The following is a 19,228-nucleotide window of genomic DNA, read 5'->3' on the forward strand; positions in this document are numbered from 1 at the left end:
GACGGGCCCGGGCAGGGGGCGGGGCGGCCCCCGCGCCCCTGCGGGGGCCCGCCTCAGCCGTTGGTGTACTCCCGCACCGGCACCTGCCGGGGTACCCCCGTCGGCCCCCGCCCCGTCAGAGGCGCGGGGACCGGCAGTCCCGAGGTGTCCCCCAGGAAGACCCGGCGCACCACGCGCTCGGCCGCGTGCCCGTCGTCGTACGGACAGAACCGGGCCCGGAAGGCCGCCCGGCGCTGCGCGGAGCGCGGACCGCGCCAGTGGTCCGTCGCGAAGATCTCGTGCAGTTCCTCCTGGTCCCGTGCCACGGCCCCGGGAGGGAAGGCGGCCGGATCGAAGTACGTCCCGCGCGCCGCCTCGTAGGCCTGCGCGTCCTGCAGGTGCAGGACGACCGGGCGGTCGAGGTTGACGTAGTCGAACATCAGCGACGAGTAGTCCGTGATCAGCCCGTCGGACGCGAGGCAGAGCTCCTCGACGGACGGGTGGGCGCTGACGTCGATGATCCGCGGATGGCGCTGTCCGGCGGTCGCCCGGGACGTCGCGTCAAGGTAATGGGAGCGGGCCAGGACCACGAAACGCGGACCCAGCACGCGGACGAGCTGTTCCAGGTCCAGGCAGTGCCCCTGCTCCCGTCGGTAGTCGCGGTGGGTCGGCGCGTACAGCAGGGCCGTGCTGCCCGGGGGGACGCCGAGGCGCTCACGCAGCCGGGCGGTCTCCGTGGGGCCCGCGCGGTGGAACACGTCGTTGCGGGGGCTGCCGTACTCCAGCGTGGTGTAGCCGGACGGGTAGGTGCGCTCCCATACGAGCGTGGAGTGCTGGTTGGCCGAGAGCGAGAAGTCCCACTTGTCGATGTTGAGCAGCAGTTGTTCGAAGTCCATGGCCCCGGCTGCGGCGGGGCGGTGCACGAGGTCGGTGCCCATGGTCTTCAGGGGTGTGCCGTGGTGGGTCTGCAGGAGCACCTGTCCGCGTCTCTTCACCAGTCTGCGGTCGAAGTTGACGTTGTTGACGAGGTATCTGGAGCGGGCCAGGGCCGTCCAGTAGGCGGCGGTGCCGGGATGGAGCACCCGGGTCGCCTCGGGCACCGTGTGCGCGTCCTCGGGCCGGCAGATCCAGGAGGTGCGGATCCCCGGCACGAGGGCCCTGGCCGTGGCCTCCAGCGCCGCGGGACTGCAGGTGTAGCCACGGTGCCAGTACGCCGCGAACACCGCGTCCCCCGCCCGGACGGGAAGACGCAGTTGCACCCGGTAGTGCACCTGCAGGGCTGCCCCGCGTACCGCCCGCCGCACTGTCGTGCCGGCGCGCCCGAGCCGGGTGCGCAGCCGCTGGGCGGTCCAGAGCGCACGGTACGTGCGGTGGGCGCCGAGCCGGAACAGGGCGTGCCGCAGACGGGCGCGGCGCGGCACCGGGGCGCCGGGGGTGCGGTAGCGGCGGCAGTGGGCGCGGGCCCGGCGGAAGAACTCCCCCCGGGTGCCGCGCGGAAGGCGCCCCCGCGAGGTGAAGAGGGTCGAGAAGTGGTCGAGCATCCTGCGGAATATCACCGGGCGCCAGTCGGCGAGTCCGGGGCGGGAGTCGATGAAGGCGAAGACGCGGTCGTACTGGTCGAACACGTCGAAGTGCCGGCGGGTGGTGGTGGAGAGGATGTTGCCCCGGCGCCGCTGGCGGTAGCGGACGCAGACGGTGTCCAGGACGGCGATCGACCCGGCCGCCATCAGCACCGGGTAGGTCCACGGGGTGTCCTCGTAGTAGCCCGGCGGGAACGTGAACCCCTCCGCCTTGACGAACTCGCGCCGGTAGGCCTTGTTCCAGACGACCATGAGGACCTTGAGCAGTTCGGGGCGGTCCGCGAGTCGGAAGGAGGCCGGGCCGGTCTCGGCGAGGTGCTCGGCGAAGGTGTTGCGCACGCTCTCGCCCGACCAGTAGGTGCGGGCGTAGTCGTAGACGAGGACGTCCGGGTCGCCGGTGGCCGCCAGCCGGTCGGCGACGGCCTGCAGTGCCTCGGGGGCGAAGGTGTCGTCGCCGTCGAGGAAGAGGAGGTAGTCCCCGCCGGCGCGGGCGACCCCGGCGTTGCGGGCCGGCCCGAGGCCGGAGTTGCGCGGAAGGTGCACGACGGTGACGCGGGGGTCGCGGACGGCGTACTCGTCGGCGATGGGGCCGCAGGCGTCCGGTGAACAGTCGTCGACCACGATGATCTCGTAGTCCTTGAAGGACTGGTCGAGCACGGAGTCGAGACACGCGTGCAAGTACGCCTGGACCCGGTACGCGGGCACGATGACACTGAACCGGGGCACAACACATCCAGGGGTCGCTCGCGGGCGGGCAGGTGGCCCGCAAACGGCCGATGGAGTGACTTGGTTACGCCGGACGTGGCATTCGGGGGAAGTACGAGGTAGGGCGGCCCGAGCATGGGTGAACGGGCCGCCCTGATGTTGACGAACGTCTGTGCTGAACCGGCCTCTTCTACTTGACCGCCCCCGCCATCACACCGGAGACGAACTGCCGCTGGAAGGCGAAGAAGACCGCCAGTGGGATCACCATCGACACGAAGGCGCCGGGTGCCAGCACGTCGATGTTGTTGCCGAACTGCCGGACCTGTTGCTGCAGGGCGACCGTGATCGGCGGGGACTCCGAGTCCGCGAAGATCAGGGCGACCAGCATGTCGTTCCACACCCAGAGGAACTGGAAGATGCCCAGCGAGGCGATCGCGGGCCCGCCGAGTGGCATCACGACCCTGGTGAACAGCCGGATCTCGCCGGCTCCGTCCAGCCGTGCGGCCTCCAGGAGTTCGCGCGGGATCTCGGCGAAGAAGTTCCGCAGCAGGAAGATGGCGAACGGCAGGCCGAACGCCGTGTGGAACATGATCACACCGAACGTCGTCTCGAAGATCCCGATCGTGCCGAAGAGTTCGGACACCGGGATCAGCGCGACCTGCACGGGGACGACCAACAGCCCCACGACGACCAGGAACCACCAGTCCCGGCCGGGGAATTCCATCCACGCGAAGGCGTATCCGGCGAACGAACCGATCACGACCACGAGGAAGGTGGCCGGGACGGTGATCAGGACCGTGCTGACGAGGGAGCCCGTGATGGTCGAATTGTCAAGCAGGCGCTGGTAGTTGTCGAAGGTGAGCTGGGACGGGGCGGTGAAGACCTTCCACCAGCCGGTCGCCGCGATGTCGTCGGCACCGCGCAGCGACGACAGCAGCAGTCCGATGGTCGGCATCAGCCAGAAGAGGCCCACCAGGACGAGGAAGACCCGCATGCCCCCGCCGCCCGCCCGTGCGGCGATCCGCGCCCCGAGGGACCGCTCGGCACGGGGGGCCGCCTCCGCCCGGGGTGCCGGCTCAACCTTGGCGACCTCGGTCGTGGTCATCGGCGGCCCTCCTTCCGTATCCGGCGCACGTTGCTGAGTTCTTCCGGGGGGCGACCCCCGTACCCCCGGTGGGAGGCGGCTGCGGTGCGGGTCCGGGCGGTCATCGGCGGCCCTCCTTCCGTATCCGGCGCACGTTGAACAGCATCACGGGGATCACCAGCAGCAGAAGGAGCACCGCGATGGCGCTGCCGACGCCGAGATCGGCGTCCGTACCGAACGAGGAGCGGTACAGCTGCAGGGCCAGGACGTTCGCGTCGTCCTGGGAGGATCCGGGCGCGATGATGAAGACCAGGTCGAAGATCTTCAGGACGTTGATCATCAGGGTGACCAGCACCACCGCGAGCACCGGCGCGAGCATCGGGACGGTGATCCTGCGGAACACCTGCCACTCGTTCGCGCCGTCCACCCGTGCCGCTTCCAGGAGTTCGCGCGGCAGCCCCGCGAGCCCCGCCGCGATGAGCACCATCGCGAAGCCGGCCCACATCCAGACGTAGCTGCCGATGATCCCCGGCGTCACCAGGGACGGCCCGAGCCAGTCGACCCCGTTGTAGGGCTCACGGAAGTTGTCCGCCGGGAGCCGGAGCACCGATCCGTCCGCCGAGGCGGGCAGCGTGAAGACGCCGTCCGCGCCCGCCGTGGCCGTCGCGACGACGTTGCCGTCCTTGACCGCCTCGACGGTGATGCCTTTGAGGCCCAGCTCCTTGGGGTCGACGACATTGGGCTTGCCGCCGCCGCCCTTGGTGAAGTCGAGCCAGACCGTCCCGGTGACCCCCTCGCCGGAGGGGGCGGCCGTCTTCGCGGGGGCCGCGTCGCCGGGCATCTTGGAGGGCACCACGCCGACCAGCGGCAGGCTGACCGGCTCGCCGGCCCGCACGGCCTCCTTCGTGACGAAGGAGCCGCCGCCCCCCGCCTTCAGCGGGTGCACGGGCAGGGGATGCGCCTTCGGGAAACCGGACGACTCGGCGAACGAGTCGTGCACGCCCACCATGACGGCGTTGGCGACCCCGCGCTCCGGCGCCTGTTCGTACACGAGCCGGAAGATGATCCCGGCGGCCAGCATCGAGATCGCCATCGGCATGAAGACGATCAGCTTGAATGCCGTACCCCACCTGATCCGTTCGGTGAGCACCGCGAAGATCAGCCCCAGCGCGGTGGAGACCGTCGGGGCGAGGACGACCCACACCGCGTTGTTCTTGACCGCGGTGCGGATGGTGTCGTCCGTGAACAGGGCCTTGTAGTTGTCGAGGCCCGCGAACCCCGTGCCCGCCTGGTCGAGGAACGAGCGGTAGACGGAGTAGACGATCGGATAGACGACGAGGGCGCCGAGCAGCACCAGGGCCGGCAGCAGGAAGGCCGCGGCGACGGCCCTGCGCGTGCCGGTCACGCTTCGGCGCGTCCGCGTCTTCGGGTCGGGACGCTTGTCGGCGGGGGGCGCGGCCTGCGCGCCCCCCACTGTCGCAGTGGTCATCCCGTCAGCTCGTGTACGCCTTGGCCGCGTCGGACTCCAGTTTCGCCTGGGTCCCCGCGACGTCCTTCGGGTTCTTCAGGAAGTCCTGGAGCGTCTTCCACTCGCCCTTCCCCGGCGTCCCGCCGAACGACTGCGGGGCCTGGTCGGACATGTCGAACCTGACGTCGTCCCCGGCCGCGATCAGCGCCTCGGCGATCTTGCGCTGCACGTCGTTCGGGTAAGCGGCCGCGTCCAGACTCTTGTTGGGCGAGATGAACCCACCGGCCTCGGCCCAGATCCTCGCCGCGTCGGTGGACGCGAGCCAGGTGAGCAGCGCCTGGGCGCCCTTGCCGTCCTTCAGCGCCACGGCCGCGTCGCCACCCGTCACCACGGGGGAGTCCGCACCGACCGCGGGGAACGGGAACACCTTCGCGTCCGTGCCGATCTTCGCCTTGGTCTGCGCGATGTTGACGGACACGAAGTCGCCTTCGAACACCATCGCACCCTTGGGCTGGTCGCCGCCCGTGAACGTCTGGGTGACCGAGACGGGGAACTCGGTCTGCAGCGCACCGTCGGCGCCCCCGGAGATCAGGCTGGGCTTGCCGAAGAGCTCGGCGAGGGTGGTGAGCGCGTCCTTGACGGAAGCGTCCGTCCACTTGATCTCGTGCTTGGCTAACTGGTCGTACTTCTCCGGGCCGGCCTGCGAGAGGTAGATGTTCTCGAACCAGTCGGTGAGCGTCCAGCCGTCCGCGCCCCCGACCGAGACCGGGGTGACGCCCGAGGCGGACACCGTCTCGGCCGTGGCCATGAAGTCCTTCCAGGTCTTCGGCTCGCTCGCGCCCGCGTTCTCGAACGCCTTTGCGTTGTACCAGACCAGGGACTTGTTGGCGGCCTTGAAGTAGACGCCGTACTGGGTGCCGTCGACCGCACCGAGGTCCTGCCAGACCTGCCCGTAGTTCTTGCTCAGCTGGGCCTTGGCCTCGGCTCCCACCGGCTTGGCCCATTTCTTCGCCACGGCCTGCTGGATGGCGCCCACCTGCGGGATCATCGCCACGTCCGGGGGCTGGCCGCCCGCGATCTTCGTCCCGAGGAAGTTGACGATCGGGTCCTGCGCCGGCACGAAGGTGACCGTGGCGCCCGTGCGCTTCTCGAACTCGTCCAGAACCTTGGTGAAGTTGGTCTGCTCGGGCCCCGTCCAGACCGCGGCCACCGAGATCTTCTCGCCGTCGAGCTTGGGCAGGGTGACGCTCGACGGGCTGTCCTCGCCCTTGCTGGAGCCGCCGCCCGGCTTGTCCTTGCCGCTGCCGCCGTCGTCGCCGCAGCCGGTGAGTGCCAGCGCCCCGATGGCGGTGAACACCATTGCGGCCCTACGCATTCGAAGGGTTGTGCGCATCTCTGCCCCGTTTCTTCTGTGCGCATGAACGCGAAATCTTCTGTGCGCATGTATGCGAACCGGCACCGACTGCTGGGGGCCGCAGTGTCGTTCACGTCTCCCGTCGGTGGCGGTTCACGTCGTCCTGCGCACAGTCCTACGCCCGGCGCACCAGGGCCGCAATACCGTCATCGCCCTCAACTCGTTGATCGTGATGGGCTCGTGACGTCATGCCGAAACAGCGCGGACGCGCAACGTCCGCGATCCACGATGTCGCGGCGAACTGCCGGACCACGCACGCCCGGCACGATCCGGGGCGCGTCGGCCTCAGGAGTTCGGGAGCAGCGGGGACAGCCGCCCGGCGTTCACCGAACGGGCCGCCCGCTCCAGGGCGCTGGCCAGCAGGGCCAGGTCCGTGGGGCCGTTACCCAGCTCACGGACGGGCCGGCGGGCGGGAGGATCGCCCATTCGCTCCCACTCCAGCGGTACGACGGTGGGGCGCTGCGTCGCCGTGCGCGGGATGCGACCGGTGACCCGGCCACCCTGGAACGGGGTCACCCGGCCGTCCGGATGCCCCAGCCGCCCGCGGCCCGGCGCTGGCTCGTCCGGGGACGGGGGCACGACGGGCGGGTCGAGCACGATGCGCAGCTGGGCGCCCCGGGCCAGCTCGGTGTCCTCCGTGCGGTCGGGGCGGGCGGACGTGGCGACCAGGTGGACGCCGAGGCGCCCGCCGTCCCTGGCGACGGCTTCCAGTACCCGCACGACCGATCCGGCGGACGGACGCCCGGGACTGCCGAGGGCCGGAGCGACCAGTGCGTCGAAGTCGTCGGCCAGGACCACCAGCCGGGGCAGCGGGGAAGGACCCGGGTCCACGGGACGGGCCGCGGCGGGCCGCAGCCGCAGTGTGCCGCCTGCCGGTGTGTCGATGTCGCCGCGCTGTTCGGCGGAACCGGCGGGACGCCGGCCCGGGTGCGGTGCCTGTGACGCCTCGTACCGTGCGTGCCAGTCGGTGAAGTCCAGGTCCCCGAGCAGCTCCGCACGGCGCTTCAGTTCGCCGCCGAGTGCCTGGGCGAACTCCCGCATCCGGACGGGGTCCGAGGCCACGAGGTGGGTGAAGACGTGGGGCAGTTCGGTGCACGGACGGAGCCCCTCGCCCCGCTCCCCGTGGTCACCACCCGCCCCGTCGATCAGGAGGATGCCGAGCCGGTCCGGTCGGGCGGCTGACGCCAGGGAGGCGGCGACGGCGCGCAGCAGCTCCGTACGGCCGCTGCCGACGGGTCCCTCGATCAGGAGATGGGGTCCTTCGTCGGCCAGGTCCACGGACAGCGGGCCCCGGGGTCCGGCCCCGAGCACGATCACGGGACGGCCCGCGTAGTGCGACGACACGGAACCGCTCTCCGGCCGGCCGCTGTCGCGTCGCTGAGCGCCGATCCGGGGAGAACCGGCGCTGCCCGAGCCCGTCGGGTAGAGGGAGCCGCCCGATCCGGAGCTGGTCGGCCCGCTCCCCCGGAACGGGGTGTACTCGGGGGACTCGCGGGGCGCGCCCACCAGTGGACCGGTGCTCAGGGTGCGGCCGGAGCCTGCCGGGTCCAGGTCCGCGCCGGTCACCGCCGCGCGCACCGTCGCGCCGGGCTGATCCTCGGCGGTGGAGGCCCAGCGGGCCATCAGGGAGGCAGGTGTGGCCCGGGCGAGACCGAGCTCGTCCAGCAGCCGGGCGGACGGCGGCAGAGCCGCCGCGGCCATCGGCCGGCCGGGCAGGGACGCCTGGCCCTCGTCCCGCAGGGGGGCCAGTGCGCGCCCGAAGCGCTCGGCCCAGGCGGCCGAGACCGCGTCCACCGCGGCGACGGTGCCGTGGCCCGCGGCCTGCCCGTCCGCCGTGCGCAGCAGCCGCAGCGCGGTCGCCACATCCCCGCTCAGCATGGCGACCGCACCGCACTCGCGGAACGCGATCGAGGCCCGGCAGGCGCTGTCGTAGGTCGCGGCGACCGGGGACGTGGGAGAGGCGGCCGGTGTCTCCGCCAGGCAGATCAGATGGATCCCCGCAGCCGCACCGGAGCCGGCGAGCGCCGCCGTGGTCTCGCGCAGCGCCGCGGATCCGGGGTCACCGTCGACGATCACCACCGTGTAGGGCCCGGTGTGTCTGCGGGCCGCCGCGGCCACCGCGGACCGGTCCGCGCTGGCCCAGCCGGAACCCAGGGGCCCCTCCTCCACGCGTCGCGCCAGCTCCGCGGCGCGGGCGGCGGCCTGCTCGCGGTCGTACGCGAGGAGCAGCCGGCAGTCCTGGCCGTGCATGGGGCGCAGGTGCGGCAGCCAGCCGAGCCAGGACCACTCGCGCCGCCGCTCCTCCAGGCTCCGGGAGCGGTCCGAGCTGATCAGCACGATTTCCAGGTCGAACGGGGAGTGCAGCGCGGCGAGCTGTGCAACGGTCGAGCGGATGAGCCCGGACAGCCTGCCGCGGGGCCCGGACAGGCCGAGGGAGCCCGCTTCCCTGAGTCCCACGGTCACCGGCACGGCGGGCAGGTCCGCGCGCTCGGTCGTGCCCAGCCGCACGACCAGGGCCTCGGGGTGCGTGGTGTCGCGCTCCCACAGGCGCGGGCCGGGGCCGAGCGCCGTCAGGAGCACGGTCGCGGGGTCCGGCCAGGTCCCGGCCGGTGCCGAGGGCGCGGGAGCCGAGAAGGTGTGCGAAGCGAGGGCGGCACCCTGGGCGTCCTCCCGCGGCGCACCGTAGGGCGCCTCCGGGGCCGTGTCGCCGCTCCTGCCACCGGTGAGGCGCCGCGCCCAGGCTCCTATGCCGCCGCGTCTGGTGGCCCCGCCGTGGGTGAGGCCGGCGCCCTGGCCGTGGGTGTCCGGCGACAGGGCACCGTGGAGGTACGCGTCGTGTCCGGACGGGCCGTCGTCGGCCGGCTCGTGGGCATTCCGGAGCGAGGGCGCGGTGCTGTAGCCGTGCGTCTCCCCGGCGTCGGGCCCGCCGCCCGGTCCGTGGGCGCCGTCGGCCTCGGGCCGGGCCACCCGGAGATGACCCTCGCCGTCCGGCGCGGTCGTGAGTACGGGCGTACGGGTGCCGGAGGTGAGCCGGAGTGTGGACTCGCCCAGCCGCAGCAGGGCGCCCGGGAGCAGCGGGACCGGGCGGCCACCGACCTCCGCACCGTCAAGCGAGGTGCCGTTGGTGGAGCCCAGGTCGGACACCGAGACCCGGCCGTCCCCGGAGACCGTGACCGCGCAGTGCAGCCGTGACACGTCAGGGTCGTCCAGCGGGACATCGGCCTCGGCGGAACGGCCGATGCGGATCTGCCCGCCGTGCAGCAGGTGGACCCCCCCTGCGTCGGGACCGGCGATCACGTGCAGTCGTGCCGGGACGGCGTCGTCGGCCGCCTCGTCCTCGCCGGGCACCTGGAGCGAGAGCACCGCGCCGTCCACCAGGGGTGGCTCGCCGAGGGCGCAGCGCTGCGCGTCGAGTCGCTCGCGCCCGGCGTACAGCACGGTGGCGCCGCCGCCCAGGGATCCCTCGGGGCCGGACACCGCCGTGGCCAGCCCGGAGGCCACGGCCGCGAGTGCCGTCCCCGCTGGGGCGGTGACGAGCACGTCGCAGGCGCGTGCCGGGGTCTGGCCGCTGTGCGGCGCGAGGACGGTCAGCCGGATCTGCATCGCCGTCAGCGGTCCCTTCTGCGCGGGGCGCCCGGCAGGGGGACATTTCCTGTGATTCCCCCCACCCGGCACGGACGCGTCGTCCGGTACAGGTCGTCACGGAGCGTGAGTCCCCCGACCCCACGGTTCCGTGCTGCTGGCATCCTCGCACCTGCCACTGACAACACGCCCGGGGGTCACCGCTAAGTGATCTTGATTGGCCGAGTACGGGTGCAAAAGTTCCTGCTTGGTCCTGCCCGGGACGTGCTGCACACTCGTTCGGCAACCAACTCTTCCGTGTCGGCGTCTTTCCCCGAACACGACAGCAACACGACCGGAGGACGACCGGCCGGTGCCCCGTGAGGCGGCACTAGAGTGGGCCGGAACATCCGGGCGGGCCCGGGGGACCGCAGGCACAACGATCAGCAGGGAGCGCATGACGTGCGGCCGGTAGGCAGCAAGTACCTGCTCGAGGAGCCGCTCGGACGCGGCGCCACGGGCACCGTCTGGCGAGCCCGCCAGCGGGAGACCGCGGGCGCCGAGGCGGCCGTCGCCGGGCAGCCCGGCGAGACCGTTGCGATCAAGGTGCTCAAGGAGGAACTCGCCAACGACGCGGACGTCGTGATGCGGTTCCTGCGCGAGCGCTCCGTGCTGCTGCGGCTGACCCACCCGAACATCGTCCGGACCCGGGACCTCGTCGTCGAGGGCGACCTCCTCGCCCTGGTGATGGACCTGGTCGACGGCCCCGACCTGCACCGCTACCTCCGCGAGAACGGCCCGCTCACCCCGGTCGCCGCCTCGCTGCTCACGGCCCAGATCGCGGACGCGCTCGCCGCGAGTCACGCCGACGGCGTGGTCCACCGCGACCTGAAGCCCGCCAACGTGCTCCTGGACGAGCGCAACGGCGAGATGCACCCGATGCTCACCGACTTCGGCATCGCACGCCTGGCGGACTCCCCGGGGCTCACCCGGACCCACGAGTTCGTCGGCACCCCGGCGTACGTGGCGCCGGAGTCCGCCGAGGGCCGCCCGCAGACCTCGGCCGTCGACGTCTACGGCGCGGGCATCCTGCTGTACGAGCTGGTCACCGGCCGTCCGCCGTTCTCCGGCGGCTCCGCGCTCGAAGTCCTGCACCGGCACCTCAGCGAGGAGCCCCGGCGCCCCGGCAGCGTGCCCGAACCACTGTGGACCGTCATCGAGCGCTGCCTGCGCAAGGACCCGGACCAGCGGCCCAGCGCCGTCAACCTGGCCCGTGCGCTGCGTGCCGTCGGTTCCGGCATCGGCGTGCACGCGAACTCGGCGCAGATCGCGGCCGCCGAGGGCGTCGGCGCCCTGCTCGCCCCCGACCCGGCTCCCGCCGTCGTCCCAGACACCCCGGGCGCCGCGGACCTCACACAGGTGCTGCCCGGCAACGCGGGTTCGTACGACCCGTCCGCCCCGACCAGCGTCATGCAGCAGGCCGCGGGTGCGGGCGGCCAGGCCGACCCGACGGCGATGATGCCGCCCGTGCCGCCGCGCCCCGACGGCCCCCCGCGCCCCGACGAACCGCATCCGTGGCAGTCCCAGCTCAGGGCGGCCCGCGACCGCAACGAGCAGACGCAGGTCCAGTACCTCGACCCGAGCCAGGACCCGCTGCGCCGCCGCCCCCAGCGCCAGCAGCAGCCGCCGCAGGGACAGCAGCAGCCCCAGCGCCAGCAGCGCCCGCAGCACCAGCAGTACCCCCAGCAGCAACAACAGCGGCAGCCGCAGCAGCAACCCCAGCGCTACAGCCAGCCGCAGCAGCAGCCTCAGCGGCAGCAGTACGCGCCGCCGCAGCGACCCGCGCCCGAGCCGCCGGCCCCGCGTCAGCCGAGGCAGCGCAGTGCCAACCCCATGCGCATCCCGGGTCTCGGCTGCCTCAAGGGGTGCCTGTTCTCGGTGGTGCTGCTGATCGTCGCGGCCTGGCTCATCTGGGAGCTGACACCGCTTCAGGACTGGGTCGCCCAGGGGCAGAGCTTCTGGAGCGCCATAGGAGACGGCATCGACAAGGTCACCAACTGGTTCGAGGACCTGGGGAGCGGCTCGGGCAACTCGGGCGGTTCCAGCGGCCAGTAGGCGGTCCCGTCCTGAGTCTTTGTCGACTTCGATGGGGTCAATTCGCCCGCAGAAGTGAAGGTTGGCGCCGTCCAGGGCACGCAACCCCCCGATCGCCGCGTAACTTTGTCGCCCGGGGGGTCAACGCCAGCCGCTGAGGGAGCAGTCTTGGCACGGAATATCGGCAGCCGGTACACCGCGCACCAGATCCTGGGGCGTGGCAGCGCCGGCACGGTGTGGCTCGGCGAGGGGCCCGAGGGCCCGGTCGCCATCAAGCTGCTCCGCGACGACCTCGCGTCCGACCAGGAGCTCGTGGGCCGCTTCGTACAGGAACGCACCGCCCTGCTCGGCCTCGGCCATCCGCATGTCGTCGCCGTACGCGACCTCGTGGTGGACGGCACCGACCTGGCCCTGGTGATGGACCTCGTGCGGGGTACCGACCTGCGCACCCGCCTGGATCGCGAGCGCCGCCTCGCGCCCGAGGCGGCGGCGGCGATCGTCGCCGACGTCGCCGACGGCCTCGCCGCCGCGCACCGCGCCGGAGTGGTCCACCGCGACGTCAAGCCGGAGAACATCCTGCTCGACATGGAGGGCCCGCCGGGACCCGGTGGATCGCACCCCGCCCTGCTGACCGACTTCGGCGTCGCCAAGCTGATCGACACCCCCCGCCGCACGAAGGCCACCAAGATCATCGGTACGCCGGACTACCTGGCCCCCGAGATCGTCGAAGGCCTCCCGCCGCGCGCCGCCGTGGACATCTACGCCCTCGCCACCGTGCTCTACGAGCTCCTCGCGGGCTTCACCCCCTTCGGGGGCGGACACCCCGGGGCGGTCCTGCGCCGCCATGTGACCGAGACGGTCGTGCCGCTGCCGGGCATCCCCGAGGAGCTGTGGCAGCTCCTGGTCCAGTGCCTGGCCAAGGCACCGGCCTCCCGGCTGCGCGCGTCCGAGCTCGCGGCCGGACTCCGCGCCCTGCTCCCGCTCCTGTCGGGGATACCCCCGCTCGACGTCGACGAGCCGGACAACGAGGAACCGCAGGCCTACGACGAGCAGCAGTACGCCCCGGTCCCCGAGGAGCCCCGGCGCCGTGGCGCGGTTCCGCTCGTGCCCGGGTCCAGTCCCGACTCCAACCGGGACACCCACACGAGCATGCGCGTCCCCGGGCCCGACGAACTGGCCGGCGGCCCCCTCGGCACCGCGCGGGCCCCGCGTGCCCCCGGCCGCCCGCGGCCCGGTTCGGCCCGCAACAAGTCCGCGGCCGTCCGCAAGCGCAGGATCACCCTCGGTGCCGCCGCGGTGGCCCTGTGTGCGGTGGTGGGGGTCGGTGGCTGGCTGGCCACGGGCGGGGACGACACCGGTACGGCCCCCGAGGACACCCGCAATTCGGCGCCCGCGGCTCCCTGAGGGCCGACCCGGGGCGGCCCGGATCCGGGGGAGGGACAGGTTCACTCGTCCAGCCGTTACGCTGGACCCGTGGCAGTCGTCGATATTTCCGAAGAGCTGAAGTCCCTCTCCTCGACCATGGGGTCGATCGAGGCCGTCCTGGACCTCGATGCGCTGAGGGCCGACATCGCCGCGCTCGAGGAGCAGGCGGCGGCGCCGTCCCTCTGGGACGACCCGGAGGCGGCACAGAAGATCACCAGCAAGCTTTCGCACCTCCAGGCCGAGGTCCGTAAGACCGAGGCGCTGCGCGGTCGCATCGACGACCTCTCCATCCTCTTCGAGCTCGCAGAGGACGAGGGTGACGCCGATGCGCTGGCCGAGGCCGAGTCCGAACTGGAGTCGGTCCGCAAGGCGCTGGACGAGATGGAGGTCCGCACGCTCCTCTCCGGCGAGTACGACGCGCGGGAGGCCCTGGTCACCATCCGGGCCGAGGCCGGCGGCGTCGACGCCGCGGACTTCGCGGAGAAGCTCCAGCGCATGTACCTCCGCTGGGCTGAGCGGCACAACTACAAGACCGAGGTCTACGAGACGGCGTACGCCGAAGAGGCCGGCATCAAGTCGACCACCTTCGCGGTCGAGGTCCCGTACGCCTACGGCACGCTCTCCGTCGAACAGGGCACCCACCGGCTCGTCCGGATCTCGCCCTTCGACAACCAGGGCCGCCGCCAGACCTCCTTCGCGGGTGTCGAGGTGCTGCCCGTGGTCGAGCAGACGGACCACGTGGAGATCGACGAGTCCGAGCTCCGCGTGGACGTCTACCGCTCCTCCGGCCCCGGCGGCCAGGGCGTCAACACCACGGACTCCGCGGTGCGCCTGACCCACCTGCCGACCGGCATCGTCGTCTCCTGCCAGAACGAGCGCTCGCAGATCCAGAACAAGGCGTCCGCGATGAACGTCCTCCAGGCGAAGCTCCTCGAGCGCCGCCGGCAGGAGGAGCAGGCCAAGATGAACGCCCTCAAGGGCGACGGCGGAAACTCCTGGGGCAACCAGATGCGTTCCTACGTCCTGCACCCGTACCAGATGGTCAAGGACCTGCGTACGGAGTTCGAGATGGGCAACCCCGAAGCGGTCTTCAACGGCGAGATCGACGGCTTCGTGGAAGCCGGTATCCGCTGGCGCAAGCAGAGCGAGAAGTAGCCGTATCCGTACGGCGGTTGAGCCCGGGCAGGGAATGCCCGGGCTCTTCGCGTGTGCGGGGCCGCACCGCGATGTGGGGGAAAGTTGTGGTGAATGGGTCACAGTCGCACCCCTGAATAGCCGTCAAGACCCCCTATAACGCCGCGAATACCACCACAACCGCCTTGACGTAGTCCTTATCTCTGGACAGGGTGCTGGAGCAGCACGCGTATGTCCGGGACAGGCGTGATCGGGGGCGGGCGGGATGACCACGGTACGGCGTGGCCCTGCAGAGAGCGTGACCCCGCAGGGCCGAGGACCGCATATGGCTGCTCCATGGACGAGATCAGCTACTGGGGGTAGCAACAGATGACGAAGAAGACGCGAATCCGCGTCGCGCGTATAGCCGCGGGAGCGGTTATCGCAGCGGGCGCCTCGCTCACCGCAGCGGGCGCGGCCCAGGCCGTCGGCATCGGTATCGGTATCGGTGTCGACCAGGAAGGTGTCGACGCCACCGTTTCGCTGACCGGCGGCAACGACGGCAACCCCGCCGGCGGGGTAGACACGGGTGGGTCGTCGACCGGTGAGACCACGGGCGAGACGACGACCGGTGAGACCACGGGCGAGACGACCACGGGTGAGACCACTGGTGAGACGACGACCGGTGAGACCACGGGCGAGACGACGACCGGTGAGACCACGGGCGAGACGACCACGGGTGAGACCACCGGTGAGACGACGACCGGTGAGACCACGGGCGAGACGACCACGGGTGAGACCACGGGCGAGACGACCACGGGTGAGACCACCGGCGAGACGACCACGGGTGAGACCACCGGTGAGACGACGACCGGTGAGACCACGGGCGACACCTCCCAGGGTCCGACCGGCGGCTCCGGCAACAGCGGCGGCACCACCACCGACGGCGGGGCGAACGGTGGTGACACCGGCTCCACCGGCTCCACCGGCTCCACCGGCTCCACCGGCTCCACCGGCTCCGCGACCGGTGGGGACGGCGGCGCCGGCACCTGCACCGTCGACCTCGACGGTGCAGCCTGCGCCGACAACACCGACACGGACAGTGTCGGCAACCAGCCGGTCGAGCAGGGCAAGGGCAAGGACGAACTCGCCGAGACCGGTGCGGCCGAGACCACGTTCCTGCTGGTCGGCGCCGCGACGATGATCGCCGGTGGTATCGGCTTCCGCATCCTGCCGCGTCTGGCCGGCAGCGGTCGCACCGCCGCCTGACGTCCGCACACGCACGGTGAAGGGCCCGGGAGAGCCGTCATGGCCTCCCGGGCCCTTTCGTGGTCCGTAACGGCTCCAGCGGCCGTATGCGCGCGTCAGTGCCCCACCCGACGACGAGGAGCGGATCCGGGCGTCAGATCGCCTGGTTCGCCAGCAGTGCCAGGGCGGCCACCAGGATCACCATCAGAGCGATCAGCATCGCCGGGTTCAGTCCCGCGAACGGGCCCTGGTCCTGCATGCGCTCCCGGCTCGCCCGGCAGACGGGGCAACGCCCCTCGGCGACGGGCGACGCGCAGTTCGCGCACACCAATCGGTCATAGGTCATGCGCAGTCCTCCTCCCGCGCGGCGGAGCCGCATGTCATGTGCTCTCCGCTCAACGCTCAGGGAAACGCAACTGTTCCCCTCCCACTGTGCCAGCTCGGGACGATTTCGGCGCGGCCCGCCGGACAAGGTCCGGCACGCCCCGTTTCGTTCCAGGCCCCGTTCCGTCACAAATCCCTCATTGACGGACGCCGACTGCACGCCCGAGCCTGGTTCGCGTATGGTCACGCTCACCTACCCCCGGCCGACCGTGGTGCATTCGTGATCCGATTCGACAGCGTCTCCAAGACCTACCCGAAGCAGAGCCGTCCAGCTCTCCGGGACGTCTCACTCGACATCGAGAAGGGCGAGTTCGTCTTCCTGGTGGGCTCCTCAGGCTCCGGCAAGTCCACCTTCATGCGGCTCATCCTCCGGGAGGAGCGCGCCAGTCAGGGCATGGTCCACGTGCTCGGCAAGGACCTCGCGCGGCTGTCCAACTGGAAGGTGCCGCAGATGCGCCGCCAGCTGGGCACGGTCTTCCAGGACTTCCGGCTCCTCCCCAACAAGACCGTCGCCGAGAACGTCGCCTTCGCGCAGGAGGTCATCGGCAAGCCCCGCGGCGAGATCCGCAAGGCCGTGCCGCAGGTTCTCGACCTCGTCGGTCTCGGGGGCAAGGAGGACCGGATGCCGGGCGAGCTCTCCGGCGGTGAGCAGCAACGTGTGGCGATCGCCCGTGCCTTCGTCAACCGTCCCATGCTGCTGATCGCGGACGAGCCGACGGGCAACCTCGACCCGCAGACCTCCGTGGGCATCATGAAGCTGCTGGACCGGATCAACCGGACCGGCACGACCGTGATCATGGCGACCCACGACCAGAACATCGTCGACCAGATGCGCAAGCGCGTCATCGAGCTCGAGCAGGGCCGCCTCGTACGTGACCAGGCGCGTGGCGTCTACGGCTACCAGCACTGAGAGGGTTCACCCTCCGGCTGCCGGCCCCACCGAGCACCCGCACGAGCATCGAGTACTGAAAGGACGCCATGCGCGCCCAGTTCGTCCTGTCGGAGATCGGCGTCGGTCTTCGTCGCAACCTCACGATGACCTTCGCGGTCGTGGTCTCCGTCGCCCTCTCGCTCGCCCTGTTCGGCGGCGCGCTGCTGATGCGCGAGCAGGTCAGCTCGATGAAGACCTACTGGTACGACAAGGTCAACGTCTCGATCTTCCTCTGCAACAAGAACGACGCCAAGGACGTGCCCAAGTGCGCCAAGGGTGCCGTCACGACGGAGCAGAAGAACGAGATCAAGGCTGATCTCGAGAAGATGGACGTCGTCGAGAAGCCCGTCCAGTTCGAGACGGTCGACGAGGCGTACAAGCACTACCAGGAGCAGTTCGGCGACTCCCCGATGGCCGGCAACATCACGCCGGACCAGATGCAGGAGTCGTTCCGGGTCAAGCTCAAGGACCCGCAGAAGTACAAGGTGGTCGCGACGGCGTTCGCGGGCCGTGACGGGGTGCAGTCCGTGCAGGACCAGCGCAGCATCCTGGACAACCTCTTCGGGCTGATGAACGGCATGAACGTGGCCGCCGTCTTCCTGATGGCACTGATGCTGGTCATCGCCCTGATGCTCATCGTGAACACCGTCCGCGTCTCGGCGTTCAGCCGCAGACGCGAGACGGGCATCATGCGGCTGGTGGGGGCCTCGGGCTTCTACATCCAGATGCCGTTCATCATGGAGGCCGCCTTCGCCGGTCTCATCGGCGGACTGCTCGCCTGCGTCATCCTGCTCGCCGCCCGCTACTTCCTGATCGACGGCGGTCTCGCGTTGCAGGAGAAGCTGAACCTGATCGAGTTCATCGGCTGGGACGCGGTGCTCACGAAGCTGCCCCTGGTCATCGCGATCGGGCTGCTGATGCCCGCAGTTGCGGCTCTCTTCGCTCTGCGCAAGTACCTCAAGGTGTGACGAGCGCCCCGTGCGGCACGCGGCCAGCGGGCCGTGTGCCGGCTGGGCGTTGTCCTAGACTCGGCCACATGCCGGGCCCTACGCACTACATGAAACCCCGCGGTCTCCGCCGCGGAGCGGCCCTGACGTTGGTCTTCGCGAGCGTGCTGGCCACGGCGGCTGCCACCGGATCGCTGCCCCGTGAGGACGAGACGGGCACGGAGATAAAGGCCCGCGCCGTCTCCTCCACCGTCGGGCCCGTGGACCGCGAGGAGATCGCCGAGGCGGTCGCCGACGCGGAGGCCGACGGGAAGTCCGGCAAGGACGCGGCCGAGGAGGTCGTCAGCCGCAGCGGGGACCGCTGGGGCGCCGTCTACGACGAGCGCGAGTACGAGGACTTCGAGCGGTCCCTCGACGGCTCCTACACGGGGGTGGGCGTCTCCGCCCGCCGGTCCGTCCACGGAGAGGTCACCGTGACGGGCGTCCAGCCGGGCGGCCCCGCCGACCGGGCGGGCGTGCGCAAGGGCGACGTGCTGCGCACGGTCGACGGCCGCCGGGTCGGGAAGCGCCCCGTCGCCGAGGTGGTGGCGTTGCTGCGCGGGGACCGCACGGGGGCGGCCGAGGGCACCTCGGTGGTCCTCGGGCTGAGCCGCGGGGGCCACTCCTGGAGCACGGCGCTGCGCAGGGCCCGGCTCACCACGGACCCAGTGAGCGTCCACAGGCTGGGTACGAGCCCCTCGGCCGCCGTGCTGATCAAGGTCGCCGCCTTCACCAAGGGCGCGGGGACGGCCGTCCGCGAAGCCGTGGACGACGCACCGGGGGACGCGGGGATCCTTCTCGATCTCCGGGCCAATTCGGGCGGGCTCGTCACCGAGGCGGTCACCGCCTCCTCCGCTTTCCTGGACGGCGGGCTCGTCGCCACCTACGACGTGCACGGGGAGCAGCGCGCGCTGTACGCCGAGCCGGGCGGGGACACCCGGCGCCCCGTCGTCGTGCTGGTGGACGGCGGGACGATGAGCGCCGCCGAGCTGCTGACGGGTGCGCTGCAGGACCGGGGCCGGGCCGTGACCGTCGGGTCGCGCACCTTCGGCAAGGGCTCCGTGCAGATGCCCAGCAAGCTCCCGGGGGGTTCGGTGGCCGAACTGACCGTCGGCCACTACCGCACCCCCGCCGGCCGGACCGTCGAGGGAAGCGGCATCACACCGGACGTCGGGGCGGGCGCGGAGGCCCAGCAGCGGGGCGAGACGGTATTGAGTGGCCTCGGGGGTGGGTCGTAGTGCGAAAATGACCGCACT

At 71.5% G+C, this 19,228-nt stretch carries 13 protein-coding genes; 7 read left to right on the forward strand and 6 right to left on the reverse strand.

All coding sequences use genetic code 11. The features are described 5' to 3' along the window. Nucleotides 1–53 precede the first annotated feature (53 nt). From ACFU5K_RS03160 to ACFU5K_RS03180, 5 genes are all read right to left on the reverse strand, one after another. Nucleotides 54–2,285, reverse strand: coding sequence for a CDP-glycerol glycerophosphotransferase family protein (locus tag ACFU5K_RS03160; RefSeq protein ID WP_384056053.1), 2,232 nt, complete (start codon nucleotides 2,283–2,285; stop codon nucleotides 54–56). 169 nt (nucleotides 2,286–2,454) lie between these two features. Next, nucleotides 2,455–3,369 carry a carbohydrate ABC transporter permease gene (locus ACFU5K_RS03165; RefSeq protein ID WP_384056057.1) on the reverse strand — a complete coding sequence of 305 codons (915 nt, stop codon included), beginning with the start codon at nucleotides 3,367–3,369 and terminating at the stop codon, nucleotides 2,455–2,457. A 100-nt stretch (nucleotides 3,370–3,469) separates the two neighbouring features. Continuing rightward, nucleotides 3,470–4,837 (reverse strand): carbohydrate ABC transporter permease, encoded by a 1,368-nt coding sequence (locus tag ACFU5K_RS03170; protein WP_384056060.1) that lies wholly within the window; start codon nucleotides 4,835–4,837, stop codon nucleotides 3,470–3,472. 4 nt (nucleotides 4,838–4,841) lie between these two features. Then, nucleotides 4,842–6,209, reverse strand: a complete 1,368-nt coding sequence (locus ACFU5K_RS03175; protein WP_384056062.1) for an ABC transporter substrate-binding protein — start codon at nucleotides 6,207–6,209, stop codon at nucleotides 4,842–4,844. Between the two features lie 306 nt (nucleotides 6,210–6,515). Then, nucleotides 6,516–9,833, reverse strand: coding sequence for an FHA domain-containing protein (locus ACFU5K_RS03180; protein ID WP_384056064.1), 3,318 nt, complete (start codon nucleotides 9,831–9,833; stop codon nucleotides 6,516–6,518). Nucleotides 9,834–10,253: 420 nt separating this feature from the next. Between ACFU5K_RS03180 and ACFU5K_RS03185 the strand changes: the two genes are divergently transcribed. The 4 genes from ACFU5K_RS03185 to ACFU5K_RS03200 all read left to right on the forward strand — a co-directional run bounded on the left by ACFU5K_RS03185 (nucleotide 10,254) and on the right by ACFU5K_RS03200 (nucleotide 15,692). Then, nucleotides 10,254–11,906, forward strand: coding sequence for a serine/threonine-protein kinase (locus ACFU5K_RS03185; RefSeq protein WP_384056066.1), 1,653 nt, complete (start codon nucleotides 10,254–10,256; stop codon nucleotides 11,904–11,906). Nucleotides 11,907–12,053: 147 nt separating this feature from the next. After that, complete coding sequence (locus ACFU5K_RS03190) at nucleotides 12,054–13,289, forward strand: serine/threonine-protein kinase (protein ID WP_384056068.1); 1,236 nt, start codon at nucleotides 12,054–12,056, stop codon at nucleotides 13,287–13,289. 69 nt (nucleotides 13,290–13,358) lie between these two features. Beyond that, the gene (gene prfB, locus ACFU5K_RS03195) at nucleotides 13,359–14,465 is read left to right on the forward strand and encodes a peptide chain release factor 2 (protein WP_384056071.1); all 1,107 of its coding nucleotides are present in this window, start codon (nucleotides 13,359–13,361) and stop codon (nucleotides 14,463–14,465) included. A 348-nt stretch (nucleotides 14,466–14,813) separates the two neighbouring features. Then, on the forward strand, nucleotides 14,814–15,692 hold the full coding sequence (locus ACFU5K_RS03200) for a hypothetical protein (protein ID WP_384056073.1): 879 nt from the start codon (nucleotides 14,814–14,816) through the stop codon (nucleotides 15,690–15,692). Between the two features lie 133 nt (nucleotides 15,693–15,825). Here the strand turns inward: ACFU5K_RS03200 and ACFU5K_RS03205 are convergent, their stop codons facing one another. Beyond that, nucleotides 15,826–16,017, reverse strand: a complete 192-nt coding sequence (locus tag ACFU5K_RS03205; protein ID WP_384056076.1) for a hypothetical protein — start codon at nucleotides 16,015–16,017, stop codon at nucleotides 15,826–15,828. A gap of 258 nt (nucleotides 16,018–16,275) precedes the next feature. On the opposite strand from ACFU5K_RS03205, the gene ftsE reads away from it, so the two are divergent. The 3 genes from ftsE (at nucleotide 16,276) to ACFU5K_RS03220 (ending at nucleotide 19,210) form a co-directional block, all read left to right on the forward strand. Then, on the forward strand, nucleotides 16,276–16,965 hold the full coding sequence (gene ftsE, locus ACFU5K_RS03210) for a cell division ATP-binding protein FtsE (RefSeq protein WP_327118012.1): 690 nt from the start codon (nucleotides 16,276–16,278) through the stop codon (nucleotides 16,963–16,965). A gap of 68 nt (nucleotides 16,966–17,033) precedes the next feature. Beyond that, nucleotides 17,034–17,954, forward strand: a complete 921-nt coding sequence (ftsX, locus tag ACFU5K_RS03215; RefSeq protein WP_384056080.1) for a permease-like cell division protein FtsX — start codon at nucleotides 17,034–17,036, stop codon at nucleotides 17,952–17,954. A gap of 68 nt (nucleotides 17,955–18,022) precedes the next feature. Then, nucleotides 18,023–19,210: a S41 family peptidase gene (locus tag ACFU5K_RS03220; RefSeq protein WP_384056083.1), complete on the forward strand. Its 1,188-nt coding sequence runs from the start codon at nucleotides 18,023–18,025 to the stop codon at nucleotides 19,208–19,210. The last annotated feature ends 18 nt before the right edge of the window (nucleotides 19,211–19,228 follow it).

Origin of the sequence: Streptomyces sp. NPDC057428, assembly GCF_042803195.1 — a bacterium.
Taxonomy (GTDB): Bacteria; Actinomycetota; Actinomycetes; order Streptomycetales; family Streptomycetaceae; genus Streptomyces.